Origin of the sequence: Opitutus terrae PB90-1, from assembly GCF_000019965.1 — a bacterium.
Lineage (GTDB): Bacteria > Verrucomicrobiota > Verrucomicrobiia > Opitutales > Opitutaceae > Opitutus > Opitutus terrae.
Genome location: NC_010571.1, coordinates 1,714,100 through 1,728,256, shown reverse-complemented (window position 1 = coordinate 1,728,256; position 14,157 = coordinate 1,714,100). Strand labels below are relative to the sequence as shown.

The window sequence follows — 14,157 nt, the reverse complement described above, 5'->3', positions numbered from 1 at the left end:
CTTCCGCTTTCAAGCGTCCGTTCGCCTGTCGCGAAACCTTTGCTCGCACTTCAGCTTTTAGGGTCTTTGCGGGCCAAGGTCCTTGTGAACAGGCCAACTCCTTCCCAGCGGAACTGAACCACAGATGGACTCAAATGGACACAGATGACGGCACGCTTTGATCTGTGTTTATTTGTGTCCATCTGTGGTTGAAAAGGTCTGAGGTTTGCCTCGCCAGTCATATTCGCGCCCCTTCGCGTGATTCGCGGGCTGCCTCTGCCGGTCTCGGTTTTTCTTTTCGTGCCTTTCGTGGGTTTCGTGGGCAAATCACTTTACCATGCTAGAGGATCTCAAACGTGAAGCCTACGAGGCCAATCTCGCGCTGCCGCGCGAGGGCCTGATCAATCTCACCTTCGGCAACGCCAGCGCCATCGATCGCGCGAAAGGCATCTTCGCCATCAAGCCCAGCGGCGTCGACTACGCCGCGCTGAAGCCGGCCGACATGGTGCTCGTCGATCTCGACGGCAAGCAGGTCGAAGGCTCGTTGCGGCCGTCGTCCGACACGCCGACGCACCGCCGGCTTTTCCTCGCGTTTCCGTCGATCGGCGGCGTCGTGCACACGCACAGCTCGCATGCGACCGCGTTCGCGCAGGCCGGCCGCGCCATCCCGATCTTTGGCACCACGCATGCCGATTACTTTTTCGGCGACATCCCCGTGACGCGGAAGATGACGCCCGCCGAGATCGGCGGCGGCGCCTACGAGTGGGAAACCGGCAACGTGATCGTCGAGCTGTTCACGCAGCAGAAACTCGATCCGCAGGATTTCCCCGCGGTGCTCGTGAACCGCCACGCGCCGTTCACCTGGGGGCACAACGTCGCCAAAGCCGTCGAGGTGGCCGTCGCCGTCGAGTGCATCGCCGACATGGCGCTGATGTCGCTGCAGCTGAATCCGTCGCTCGCGACGATCGAGCCCGAGTTGCTGAACAAGCACTTCAAGCGCAAGCACGGCCCCGGCGCGTACTACGGACAAAGGTAGCCGCGTTGTCCCCAGCGCGCCATTCGTCGCGTCCTGCTCCGCCTCGGATTGTGACTTGTCGACGTAGAGCGTTCAGGTAGCGTGAGCCTATGGACGCCGTTCTTCCTCTCGATCAGATGACCACGGCAGAGAAATTGCGTGCAATGGAGATCCTGTGGGCCGATCTCACCCGCAAGGCCGAGTCTTTCGAGTCGCCGGCTTGGCATGACGCCGTTCTCCGTGAGCGCGACCAGCGTGTAGCCGAGGGCAAAGAGGCGTATGTTTCCTGGGAGGATGCAAAACGGGATCTTCGAGAGCGGTGCCAGTGAAAATCGAAATCCTGCCCTCCGCTCGGGGCGACCTGGCCGAGGGTTTTGCTTTTTACGAGAAACAACAGCGCGGACTCGGCACCTATTTCCTGAATTCGTTGTTTGCGGACATCGATTCGCTCACCATCCACGCCGGTGTCCATCATCGGGTTTTGGGAGCATATCGGTTGCTCGGACGGGTATTCCCTTTCGCCGTCTATTACGACGTGCTAAATGACGTCGCCAAGGTGAAGGCTGTGCTCGATTGCCGGCGTGACCCGAAAACGATCGAGAAGAGGCTGCGTCGGATTGGTTGATCTCATGTCCGCTTTCGCCATTGCCGCTGCCCAGATCGCCTCCGTCGCCGGCGATGTATCGAAGAACATCGAAACGCACGCCCGCGCGATCCGCGCCGCCGCGCAGCACGGCGTCCGCGTGCTGGTGTTTCCCGAGCTCTCGCTCACCGGCTACGAGCCGACGCTCGCCGCCGAGCTCGCGTTCACGCGCGACGACCCACGGCTCGCTCCCCTCGCCGAACTTGCGCGCGAACACCACCTCACCGCGATCGTCGGCGCCCCGCTCGCCGCGCAGCCGGTGCCTCACATCGGCGCCTTCGCGCTGTCGGACGCAGCCAGCGTGGCCGTCTACGCCAAGATCCACCTGCATCCCGGTGAGGAGAGTCATTTTTCGCCAGGCAGCACGCCGCTCGTGCTACCGTGGGATCCGCACAAGATCGGCGTCGCGATCTGCGCCGACCTCACGCACGCGTCGCATCCGCGCGCCTGTGCCGCGCTCGGCGCCGACATCTACGCCGCCGGCGTGTGCCTCACCCATCGCGGTTACGATGCCGAAGCCGAGCTGATCGCAGGTCACGCGGCGCGTCATCGGATGCTGGCGGTCATGGCCAACTACAACCGGCCCACCGGCGGCTACGATGTCGCCGGAAAAAGCGCCGTCTGGTCGCCCGCCGGCCGCCGGCTCGCCTGGGCCGACCGCAGCGCCGACGCGCTCGTGATCGCCACGCGAGTCGAAGGCCACTGGCGCGGCACCGTCGTGCGGCTGTAGCCAATCCGCTCACCCCGCGGATCACGCGAATTCGCGCGAACCGATTCGCCAACCCGTGGTTCAGCTGGAGACGCGACGCTCGCCGCGTCTTGCGTTGTAGCCGGGGTCGCTGACCCCGGCCCGGGCTCACCGAGCCCGGCTACACCTTCCGTGTCGTCCGTGTGTTCCGTGGGCAACCCGGTTTTCCAGTCTGATTCTGCTCTCCCTGGTTCGCGTCGATTCGCGTGATTCGCGGGCACTCTGCTTCTGGTTCCGCTTCGTCTTTCAGCTCTCAACCCTCAACACTCAACTCTCAACACCCCTCCCCCTCACACCTCCAGAATCGCGATGCCGTGCGCCTCGAGCTTCACGCGTTTCGTGGTCTTTCCATCGCCGAGCGTCACGACCGTTTCCTCGTCGGTCCCCGCGTTATTGATCACGACCAGCTTTCCCGCCTTCGGAAACACCGTCGCCTCGGTCTTCACGTTGCTCGAGCTCCACACGCTCCAGCCGCTTTCCTGCGCCGCCGCCCACACGATCGCGCGATGCAGCAGTCGCGTGTTTTCGTGCGACACCTTGAAGCCGCTGAAGTACACGCTACGGCCTTTGCCGAACGCGTGCGTCGCCAGCTTCGGCGATTTCTCACCCGCGCGCTCCGCCAGCACCTGCGTGTCGCCGCCGAGCACGAAGATGCCGTCGACGTCCTTCGCGAAATCGAGCGCGCCCGCAACGTCCGCCGTGATGAAGTGCTCCGTCACTCCTTCGACGCCCCGCGCGTTTTTGGCCGGCGCGACATAATTGTATTTGCCGTTCGCGATCCGCTCGCCGCGGTCGCGATCGAGCCCAAGCACCTGCGCCAGCCGAAAGTTCCGGCCCGGCTGCGACAGCGCGCTGGGCTCGCCGATGCCAACCAACGCACCACCCTTGCGCACCCACTCGGTCAGCGTCGCCTCGACGCGCGGGTCGCTCCAATAGTGTCCGCCGCTCCACGCCGTACCGGCGCGACCGCAGTTGACGATCACCTTTACGCCACGCGGCACGCCGGCCTTCACGACGTCGTCGAAGCTGATGAACTGCACGTCGAGCGGCAGTCCGGCGAGCGACTCGAGCACGTCGTAAAGCTCGACGCCCGGTGTGAAATGCCCCGAACACGTCCACGCGCGCAGATCGCCCCACGCGGTGAGCACCGCCACCTTGAACGGCGCGGTCCAGGGGCGGTCGCTCGCGTGAAACGATTTCAGCAGCCGGAACTCCTTCGCGAGTTGTTCGATGTAATCCTGAAAATCCGGGAACGGCTCGACCAGCGACAGATACCCGCCCAGCCCGATCCGATCGATCGGTGCGCGCACGATGCCGCGCCGCGCATCGATCCAAAAGTTCTTCGCGTCGAGCGTGGGATTGCCGCCATCCTTGAACGTCGGCTCGCCCTTCAATCCCGTCGGGAAAAGATACGGATGCAGCCGCAGCTCGTGCGTCTCCACGCCCTTCGAGTGCGCGCAAAGCCGCACCTCGAACGCGTTGAACACGCACTTGATCAGCCCGTCGAAACCAAACTCCCCAAACCGCCCGCTGCTCGGCTCCACGCCGATCCAGTGATCGTCGTAGAACACATACGCCTTCTTCTCGTGCTGGTGCACGAGATCGATGCACTTTCTGCCAAACTCGATCACGAAGTCATGGATGAACTCCATGTAGTCGCGGTAACGCCGCGACGGCGCGTTGTGCGTGGAGTTGTAGAGCCCGCCGTTGACGAAATCCTCCGACGTCAGCCGATAGCCGTAACGCTTCTCGAAGAGCTTCAACGCGCGCGGGCTCACCGTCATCTCGTAATCGCCCCAGTCCGAGTAGACGTCGCGCAGCGTCGCGCGATCCGCGCCCCAGAACCAGGAGAAGTTATAAAACATCGACGTGAACCGGACGACCTTCGTGTCCGGGTGCTCGCGCAGCCATTTCTCCAGAAACGCGAGCAGCACCTGCTGCGTCTCCGGGTGCATCGGATCGACGGCGGCGAGATGCTCGCGATCACCCCAATCGTTGGTGAGGTGATTATACATCGAGATCTCCTCCCAGATCCGAAACACCAGGAAGTTCACCGTGTAGCTGTGCCCCGGCTCCGTGTCCGTGACCGTGACGATGCCCTTCTTCTCGTTCGCGCTCCATTTGCGCGCTGGCACCTCCTTCCCGGTCGCACGATCGAACACCTGCCACCACCGCTTCGGGTTGTCCTTGAAATTTACCACGAACTGCTCGGTGAAATAGCCCTTGAGCAGCGTGATCGCCGTCGTGGCCTTCTCCGCCACGACCGGATAGCTCATCAGGAAATTCTGCTGCAGCTTGTCACGGTTTTCCCGTGCCCACGGCTGCACCGATCGCACGAGGCAGACCGTCGAATAGATGTCGTAGCCCGCCTGCACGATCTCCGGTGAGAGCTGCGTACCGTCGGAGTCGCGGATGGTGTCCGCGCCCCATTTTTTCGCGAGCCGCAGCGTCAGCTGCTCGTAGCCCGCTTCGCCAGGAAGCGTGAAGTCGCCGCGCGTGAGATCGGTGGTGGTGGTGCTCATCATCAAGAAAGGTGTCAGGTGAAGCCCGACCTCCGGGCGGGCTGCTTCGGTCCGCCCACTCTGGCCAGGTAGTCGGCCAGCACAAGGCCCCCGCGGCCCCGGCGAAAGCCCGCCCCAGTCGGATTGTCCGGCGAATCGGGGTCGCCGACCCCGGCCCGGGCTCATCGAGCCCGGCTACCGCACGCCAGCTCCCCGTTCACCGACGGAGCCCCTCGTCGTGCAACTTCCGCTCCGACCGTCCGTCACGCGTGCGCGAGAGCCCAGCTTGCACCCGCGCAGCCACCCGGCTTCTGTGCTGGGACCCGACTCTTCTTATGCCCCTCCGTCCGTTGCTCACCCCGTTCCGTCTCGCTGCCTGCTTTCTCGCTTCGTCCGGACTCGCCGCGGCCGCCACCGCTCCGATAGCCCGGGTGCTGCCAATCGCCCCCGCCGCCTACGCCGGCAGCTCGGTTAACGTGGTCGCCAACACCCGCTCGGCCATCGTCACGCACAGCACGCTGCAATACGCCGCATTCTACGATGCCGACGGCTTTCTCGTGCTCGCGCAACGGCCGCTCGGCGCGGATGTATGGACGACCCAGCGCACACCGCACCGCGCCAACGTCGCGGACGCGCACAACTCCATCAGCCTTGCCGTCGATGGCGCCGGCTTCCTGCACGTCGCATGGGATCACCACAACTCCCCGCTGCACTACGCGCGCGTCGTCACGTCAGGCACGATCGATCTCGGCGAGCCAACTGCGATGACCGGCGAACGCGAGCAGCACGTCACCTATCCGCAATTCCATCTGCTGCCGAACGGCGATCTCCTTTTCACCTATCGCGACGGCGAGTCCGGCAACGGCGCGCTCGTGCTCAACCGCTACATCACGACCACGCGCAAATGGTCCGTGGTTCAGCCCAACCTCATCGACGGCGAGGGTCAGCGCAGCCCCTACGCCGACCTCACCGTCGACCGTCAAGGCACGCTGCACCTGGCCTGGATCTGGCGCGATTCGCCCAACGTCGCGTCGAACCACGATCTCGCCTACGCGCAATCGAAGGATGCCGGCGTCACCTGGACCAGGACCGATGGCACGCCGCTCGCGCTGCCGATCACCGCCGCCACCGCCGAGTACGCGCTGCGGATTCCGACCCATCACAACCTGATGAATCCGCCGTCGATCGACACCGACGGAGCCGGCCGGCCGTTCCTCTGCAGCTACTGGTCGGAAACGCCCGAGTCGGCGCCGCGGTTCGCCATCGTTCGTTTCGACGGCACCGCGTGGAAAATCATCCCCGGGCCCGCGCGCGAGCAGACCTTCCAACTGGCCGGCGGCGGCACCAAACATCCGCCGATTTCCCGCGCGCTTTTCCTCGTCGACACCACGTGGGATCGCCCCGGCCTGCACCTCATCTATCGCGACGACGCTCGCGACGGACACATCATGCTGGCCACCTCGCCGGGTCACAACGGCGGCGAGTGGAGTATCCGCGAACTGTATTCTGAACCCGTCGGCGGCTGGGAACCGTCGGTAGATCCCGTCAACTGGCGCCGGCTGACGCAGGTACACCTGCTGGTGCAGTCCGTCGAGCAGCGCGATGGCAACGACGCACAGGCCGCCGCCGCCGCGACGCCGATCGCGAGTCTGATCTGGGCACCGGCGATCGCGCGGATGCGTTCGGAGCAGGCGGCCGGCCCCGCCGCGGCGGCGACGGGCGACCAGGCGCCAGACCACCCGGGCGACGCTCGTGTCACCAGCGACAATCGCGCAATTGATCCCACCGCCGCCCGCGCGCTCGCGCAGCGCGTCGCTGATTGGCAATGGGCGCACTTCCCGCCCGCCGAGCGGCACCATCCGCGCGACTGGGTCATCGCGCCGTTCTATCTCGGCGTGCTCGCGCTCGACCGGATTTCTCCCGACCACCACAACCGCGAAAAAATGCTGCAGCAGGCCGAGGCGATCGGCTGGCAGCCGCACGCGCGCATCTATCACGCCGACGATCACTGCGTGATTCAGGCTTACCTGGAGTTGTATCCGCACTACCGGGAACCGCGGATGATGGAGCCTTCGAAGCAGCGGCTCGACCAGATCCTGGCGAACCCGTCCACCGCGTTGTTCGACTGGGGCACGCCGGCCTGCACCGAGCACTGGTCGTGGTGCGACGCGCTCTTCATGGCGCCTGTCGCCTGGCTGCAGGTGTGGCAGGAAACGAAGGATCCGCGGTATCTGGATTTCATGAACCGCGAATGGTGGCTCACGACGCGGCGGCTCTATGGCGCGAGCGTCGGGTTCTATTTCCGCGACGAATCGTATCTCGATCTGCGCGAGCCGAACGGCAAAGCCATCCACTGGTCGCGCGGCAACGGCTGGGTGTTCGCCGGGCTCGCTCGCGTGCTCGACCTCTTCCCGAAGGATCACCCCGACTACCCGCGCTACGTGCAGCTTTACCGCGACATGGCGCGCGCCGTTCTCGCGGCGCAACAGCCGGACGGGCTCTGGCGAGTCGGTCTCCTCGACCCGGCCGCTCACACCGTGCGCGAAACCAGCGGCAGCAGCTTCTTCACGTTCGGCCTCGCCTGGGGCGTGAATCGCGGTCTGCTCGACCGCGCCGAAGCGGAGCCCGCCGTCCGCCGCGCCTGGAACGCGCTCACGAACTGCGTGACGCCGGAAGGCAAACTCGAGCACGTCCAGCCCATCGGGGCGGCGCCGGAGGGTTTCGATCCGCATCACACCAACGTGTTCGCGGTCGGCGCGTTCCTCCTCGCCGCGAGCGAGGTCTACCCCCTCTCCGGCGGGAAGTAGCGCCTCCGCCTCGTTCTCGTTCTCGTTCTCCCGTTCCTCGATTCGACCGTCGCCAGTTCGAGAGAAAGAGAAAGAGAACGACTACGAGAACGAGTCGGCCCCACCTGCACCACGCCTGCGTGGGAGCGCGGGCGTCTGGCGCCCGCATCAGCCATGTTTTCGCGCTCCGTCATTGCGGCCGAGGACGGCCGTGCTCCCACGCACGCGTTCTCGTCAAACGATGCGGCTGCTATCGACCTAACCGTCCGACAACAGCTCGGCTCGTTCGCCCCGTTCCGCCGTCAAAGCTCGCTCCATGCTTCGTTTCGTCCACCCCACCGTCTGCACGCTTGCCGCTCTCGTTTTCTCGGCCTCGCCGCTCCTCGCCGCCGCACCGTCCGCCGACCTTTTCGTCCCCTCGGCCACACCACCGCTCGCCGCCGCCGTTTACCACGACGGCTGGATCGATCTGAACAAGAACGGCGCGCGCGATCCTTACGAGGATTCCTCGCGGCCGATCGACGCGCGCATCGAGGATCTGCTCGCGCGGATGTCGCTCGAGGAGAAGACGGCGCAGCTGACCACGCTCTACGGTTTCCCCCGCGTGCTGAAGGACGAGCGGCCGACATCCGCGTGGCGCGAGGCGATGTGGAAGGACGGGATTGGCAACATCGACGAGCACCTGAACGGCAACACCGGCTGGACCAACAATCTCGCCGACCCGGTCCACGATTTGCCGTGGTCGCTGCATGCCCGTGCGCTCAACGAGGTGCAGCGCTGGTTCATCGAGCAAACCCGGCTCGGCATCCCCGTCGATTTCACCAACGAAGGCATTCGCGGCCTGCTCCACTCGAAGGCGACCAGCTTCCCCGCCGAACTCGCGGTCGCCAGCACTTGGGATCCAGCGCTCGTCCGCGAGATCGGCCGGATCACCGGCCGCGAGGCGCGCGCGCTTGGCTACACCAATATCTACTCGCCCGTCCTCGATCTCGCGCGTGATCCGCGGTGGGGCCGCACCATCGAGACCTACGGCGAGGATCCGTTTCTCGTCGGCACGCTCGGCGTCGAACAGGTTCGCGGCCTGCAGGCGGAGCACGTCGTCTCCACGCTGAAGCATTTCGCCGTGTACAGCATTCCGAAGGGCGGCCGCGACGGCGAAGCGCGCACCGATCCGCAAGCGACCTGGCGCGAGGTGCAGACGATCTTTCTCGAGCCGTTCCGCCGTGCGATCCGCGAAGCCGGCGCGCTCGGCGTCATGGCTTCCTACAACGACTACGACGGCGTGCCGGTCGAGGGCAGCGCGCTGTTCCTTAGCGAAATTCTGCGTGGGCAGTGGGGTTTTCGTGGCTACGTCGTGTCCGACAGCGCCGCGGTCGAATTCATCCACAGCAAGCACCGCGTCGCGCCCACGCCGGCCGACGCGATCCGCCAGGCGGTCGAAGCCGGGCTCAACATCCGCACCAACTTCACGCCACCCGCCGCGTACGCCGAGCCGCTGCGGCAGCTCGTCCGCGACGGCAAACTCGCGATGGCGACGATCGACGCGCGCGTCCGCGATGTGCTCCGCGTGAAATTCCAACTCGGGCTTTTCGATCGGCCCTACGTCGCCGATCCCGCCGCCGCCGACCGCGTCGTTCGCGCCCCCGAACATCTCGTCGTCGCGCAGCGCGCCGGCCGCGAGGCCATTGTGCTGCTGAAAAACGAGCCGGCGCTGCTTCCGCTCGATCGCGCAAAGCTGCAGCGCGTGCTCGTCGCCGGCCCTCTCGCCGACGATGCGCATGCGTGGTGGTCGCGCTACGGCGCGCAACGGCTCGATTTTGTGACGCCGCTCCCCGGACTTCGCGCGAAGCTCGGCGCCGCGGTCGAGGTGCGCTACGCCAAGGGCGTCGAAGCGAAGGATGCCGCCTGGCCCGCGAGCGACGTGCTCAAGGACCCGCCGAGCGCCGAGGTCCGCGCCGGAATCGAGGCCGCCGTCGCCGCCGCGCAAAACGTGGATGTGATCATCGCCGTCCTCGGCGAAACCGACGAGCTGTGTCGCGAATCCTCGAGTCGGATCAGCCTCGCACTGCCGGGTTATCAACAGGAATTGCTCGAGGCGCTGCACGCCACCGGCAAGCCGCTCGTGCTCGTGCTCAGCAACGGCCGGCCGCTCAGTGTCGTCTGGGCCGCGCGCCACGTGCCCGCAATCGTCGAGCTGTGGTTCCCTGGTGAGGACGGCGGCGCCGCGCTCGCGGCCGTGCTGCTCGGCGATGCGAATCCTTCCGGCCGGCTGCCGATCACATTTCCGCAGAGCGTGGGCCAGCTGCCCTACAATTTTCCCGCGCATCCGGGCTCGCAGGCGCGCGATTTCGGTCAGGTCGAGGGCTCGCTATTCCCCTTCGGCCACGGGCTCAGCTATACGACTTTCCGCTACTCGGATCTGCGCATCACGCCCGAGCGAATCCCGGTTGACGGGTTTGGTGCAGCCGGGGGTGGTGACCCCGGCCTGCGGGGCTCAGCGAGCCGGGCTACACCCTACTCAGTTTCCACCGTTCCCGAATTCACGATCACCTGCGATGTCACCAACACCGGCACGCGCGCGGGCGACGAGGTCGTTCAGCTTTACCTCCGCGACGACTACAGCAGCGTGACGACCTACGATATCGCGTTGCGCGGGTTCGCGCGGGTGACGCTCGCGCCCGGCGAAACGAAGCCGGTGACCTTCACGCTCCATCGCGCACACCTCGAGCTCTACAATCGCGATGGCGATTGGGTCGTCGAACCAGGACGGTTTACGGTGATGCTCGGCGCCTCATCCGCCGACATCCGGCTGCGCGGCACGTTCACCGTCACCGCGGCCGACGGCTCCGCGCCCGAGGAAGCCCCCGTCGTCGACCCGCGGCTCGATCCGCGCTGAGCCTGAGCGACCTGCGAACGACGCTTGCGTGGGAGCGCGAGCATTCTGCCCGCTCCCGTGATTGCCCCTCCTTCTCGTCATCGTTCTCGTTCTCTTTCTCGTTCTCTCGCTCGCACCGGAAGCGCTCTCGGAGAGAGCGAAGGGAGAACGATTACGAGAACGATTACGAGAACGAGAAAGAGAACGAGAAAAACCTCCACCTGCGGACGCGGACGTGCGCGCCCCCGCGCAAGCGTTCTTCGCAGCCAAGCCAAACGCGTGTCGCCCCTTTTCGCGTTCCGTTCGTGACGGTCAAGTGCCGCGCGGTTTGTCGGCTGGCGCTTCGCGACCCACGGTCTGTTTTCCCAAGCGAAACGCCCGCGCGGATCGCGCCCCAACCCGTCCCCCTTGCCCTATGAAGACGCTGCTTGTCCATCTTGCTCTGTTCTCCACGGCCACCGGTCTCGCCCTCGCCGAGCCCGCCCCGGCTTCGCCCTCCACGGCCAGTTCATCCAACGCCACGATCGTGCTTCGCGGCGACCAGCCTGGCCCGGTCATCAGCAAGAACATCTACGGCCAGTTCTCCGAACATCTCGGTCGTTGCATCTACGAGGGAATCTGGGTCGGTCCCGATTCGCCCATCCCGAACACCAAAGGCTACCGCAACGACGTGCTCGCCGCGTTGAAAACACTCCAAGTGCCGCAGCTCCGCTGGCCCGGCGGGTGTTTCGCCGACGAGTATCACTGGCGTGACGGCATCGGCCCGCGTGAGAAGCGCCCGTCGATGTACAACTCCCACTGGGGTGGCGTCGTGGAGAACAACCATTTCGGCACGCACGAGTTTCTCGACTTGTGCGAGATGCTCGGGATCGAGCCTTACATCTGCCTCAACGTTGGTAGTGGCACGGTCCAGGAGGCGATGGAGTGGGTCGAATACATGACCTCGCCCGCCAGCTCACCCATGGCGAATCTGCGCCGCGCCAACGGCCGCGAGCAGCCGTGGAAGGTGCCCTATATCGCCGTCGGCAATGAGAGCTGGGGCTGCGGCGGCAGCATGACGCCGGCCTTCTACGCCGACAATTACAAGCGCTACAATACCTTCGTCAAAAACTACGACCGCGACCTGCGCATCCAGCGCATCGCCTGTGGCGCCAATGGCGACAACTACGAGTGGACCGAGACCCTGATGAAGGAAGCCGGCCGCAACATGCACGGCCTCGCGCTCCACTACTACACGCTGCCCTCCGGTTCCTGGCGCGGCAAAAAAGGCTCCGCCACCCAATTCGACGAGGCCGAGTATTTCGCCACGCTCCGCAACACGCTCAAGATGGAGGAGCTCATCGCAAAGCACTCCGCGATCATGGACAAATACGATCCGGAGAAGAAGGTCGCCCTCGTCGTCGACGAGTGGGGCATCTGGACCGACGTCGAGCCCGGCACCAACCCCGGTTTCCTTTACCAGCAAAACACGCTGCGCGATGCGATCCTGGCCGCGATCAACCTGCATCTCTTCCAGGCGCACGCCGACCGCGTGACGATGGCCAACATCGCGCAGATGGTAAACGTGCTTCAGGCGATGATCCTCACCGACAAGGAAAAGATGCTGCTCACGCCGACCTATCACGTGTTTGAAATGTTCAAGGTCCACCAGGGTGCCACGCTGATTCCCGTCGTGCTCGCGTCGCCCGACTACGTCGTCGGCAAGGAAAAGATCCCCGCGGTCAGCGTCTCCGCCTCGCGCAACGCCGCCGGCAAGGTTCACGTCTCGCTCTCGAACGCGAATCCGAACGCGGCCATCACAGTCACGTGCAAGCTCGCCGGCCTCACCGGCAGCGCCGTCACGGGTCGCATCCTTACCGCGCCCGCGGTGACGAGCCACAACACCTTCGACGCCCCGCACACCGTCGAGCCCGCCGCCTTCGATGGCGCCAAGCTCGCCGGCGACACGCTCACCGTGGCGTTGCCGGCGAAGTCGGTGGTCGTGCTCGAGCTCTGATCCAGCTCTGACGTGGCACGGGCGTCCCGCCCGTGATCTCAATCGTAGGGGCGCACCTTGGTGCGCCCTTTTTGTTGTCCGGTCGCGCCGATCCGCCACGCATTCACGTGGAGCCGCCCCCTGCTGGGACAACCGGCTTCAGCCTCGACCACGCGACACGGGGACTTCGCCTTTGCTCGAACCGTCCGGACTTGAAAGGTAGGGACGCCTGCCCGAGGCGCCGGCATTGCGTGATTAACCCAACGCACCTATAAGCGGCTTTACGCCGCGACCTGTTCGTCGCGCAACGCTCGATCGCGGCATGAAGCCGCTCCTGCAATTATCCTCATGCCTCCTCTCTCCAATCTCCGCGCACTCTGCGTTCTTTGTGTCCTCTGCGTTATTGGGCCTGTGCCGGCGGTGCACGGAACGGAAGCCGCGATCCAACCTGGAACACCCGCCCCCCAGCCCATCTTCCGCGATCCGATCTTCGACGGCGCCGCCGATCCGGTGGTTGTTTGGAATCCGCACGTGCAGCGCTGGTGGATGTTTTATACCAACCGTCGCGCGAATGTCTCCGGCCTTTCCGGCGTGGCGTGGGTGCACGGCACGAAGATCGGCCTCGCCGAATCCGCCGATCACGGCACGACGTGGCGTCATATCGGCGACGCCGACATCGAACTCCCGCCCGAAACCGGCGGCGCCGAGCCGACGCTCTGGGCGCCCGACGTCATCACCGCGCCCGACGGCACACATCACATGTTCCTCACCGTCGTGCCCGGTGTATTCGAAAACTGGCAGCACCCGCGCACGATCGTTCACCTCACCAGCACCGACCTCCGCACGTGGCGCGATCCGCAGCCGCTGGCGCTGTCCTCCGATCGCGTGATCGACGCCTGCGTCTTCCCGCTTTCGCGCGGCGGCTGGCGCCTGTGGTACAACAACGAGCGCGATCGCAAATCCATCTACCACGCCGACAGTCCCGACCTCGTCACCTGGACCGATCGAGGAAAAACCAGCGGCGTCGGCGAACGGCCCGGCGAGGGGCCCTATGTGTTTTCGTGGCGCGGCACGCACTGGATGATCGTCGATCTGTGGAAAGGGCTCGGCGTCTACCGCTCCGACGATCTGGAGACCTGGCACGCTCAATCCCGCGATCTCCTCGCCGCGCCCGGGCGCGGCACCGACGACGGCGTCAACGGTGGCCACGCCTGCGTCGTGGTGAACGCGCAGGAGGATCGCGCGTTCTGTTTCTATTTCACGCATCCCGGCCGCGCGGGCACGATCAAGCCCGAGGACAAGGACTCGCTCGACCTTCGCCGCAGCTCGATCCAGGTCGTGGAACTCCGCGAGCGCGACGGCGTGCTCTCCTGCGACCGCGACGCGCCGACGTTCGTCGCGTTGCCGACGCCGAGCAACTAGCGCAGTCCTGCCTCAGGACCCCCGGACAGGCGGGCCGGTATCCTGGCTAAACGCGTCCACGGGCGCCCCTCCGAAAGCTCCCCAATTGATCGCGGCACGGGACTGCGCCACCAAGCCGTCGAGGTGTAGGGCCGCTGCTCGTCAGCGGCTGGGCGTCGCTCTGGCCCGCGCCGCGCGCCCTAAGATCCAGCTGCCGCTTCGATCGCGGGATAA

General features: G+C 65.5%; 9 protein-coding genes. 8 read left to right on the top strand and 1 reads right to left on the bottom strand.

All coding sequences use genetic code 11. The features are described 5' to 3' along the window. Positions 1–316: 316 nt before the first annotated feature. The 4 genes from araD to OTER_RS06980 all read left to right on the top strand — a co-directional run bounded on the left by araD (position 317) and on the right by OTER_RS06980 (position 2,367). Complete coding sequence (gene araD / locus OTER_RS06995) at positions 317–1,015, top strand: L-ribulose-5-phosphate 4-epimerase AraD (protein ID WP_012374204.1); 699 nt, start codon at positions 317–319, stop codon at positions 1,013–1,015. Positions 1,016–1,104: 89 nt separating this feature from the next. Then, on the top strand, positions 1,105–1,323 hold the full coding sequence (locus tag OTER_RS06990) for an addiction module protein (RefSeq protein ID WP_044891629.1): 219 nt from the start codon (positions 1,105–1,107) through the stop codon (positions 1,321–1,323). Then, on the top strand, positions 1,320–1,619 hold the full coding sequence (locus tag OTER_RS06985; protein ID WP_012374202.1) for a hypothetical protein: 300 nt from the start codon (positions 1,320–1,322) through the stop codon (positions 1,617–1,619). Before OTER_RS06990 ends, OTER_RS06985 begins: the two co-directional genes overlap by 4 nt. Before the next feature lie 4 nt (positions 1,620–1,623). Beyond that, positions 1,624–2,367, top strand: a complete 744-nt coding sequence (locus tag OTER_RS06980; RefSeq protein ID WP_012374201.1) for a carbon-nitrogen hydrolase family protein — start codon at positions 1,624–1,626, stop codon at positions 2,365–2,367. A 308-nt stretch (positions 2,368–2,675) separates the two neighbouring features. On the opposite strand, the gene gnpA is transcribed toward OTER_RS06980, so the two are convergent. Next, a complete protein-coding gene (gnpA, locus tag OTER_RS06975; protein ID WP_044892247.1) occupies positions 2,676–4,907 on the bottom strand; it encodes a 1,3-beta-galactosyl-N-acetylhexosamine phosphorylase in 2,232 nt (743 codons plus the stop codon). Positions 4,908–5,221: 314 nt separating this feature from the next. Here gnpA and OTER_RS23840 point away from each other — a divergent pair, with 314 nt between their 5' ends. From OTER_RS23840 to OTER_RS06955, 4 genes are all read left to right on the top strand, one after another. Continuing rightward, a complete protein-coding gene (locus tag OTER_RS23840; RefSeq protein WP_012374199.1) occupies positions 5,222–7,693 on the top strand; it encodes a BNR-4 repeat-containing protein in 2,472 nt (823 codons plus the stop codon). A gap of 295 nt (positions 7,694–7,988) precedes the next feature. Then, positions 7,989–10,568 (top strand): glycoside hydrolase family 3 N-terminal domain-containing protein, encoded by a 2,580-nt coding sequence (locus OTER_RS06965; RefSeq protein WP_012374198.1) that lies wholly within the window; start codon positions 7,989–7,991, stop codon positions 10,566–10,568. Between the two features lie 394 nt (positions 10,569–10,962). Continuing rightward, positions 10,963–12,543: an alpha-N-arabinofuranosidase gene (locus OTER_RS06960; RefSeq protein ID WP_012374197.1), complete on the top strand. Its 1,581-nt coding sequence runs from the start codon at positions 10,963–10,965 to the stop codon at positions 12,541–12,543. A gap of 327 nt (positions 12,544–12,870) precedes the next feature. Next, entirely contained in the window at positions 12,871–13,944 is a 1,074-nt protein-coding gene (locus OTER_RS06955; protein WP_012374196.1) for a glycoside hydrolase family protein, read from the top strand. Positions 13,945–14,157: the final 213 nt, after the last annotated feature.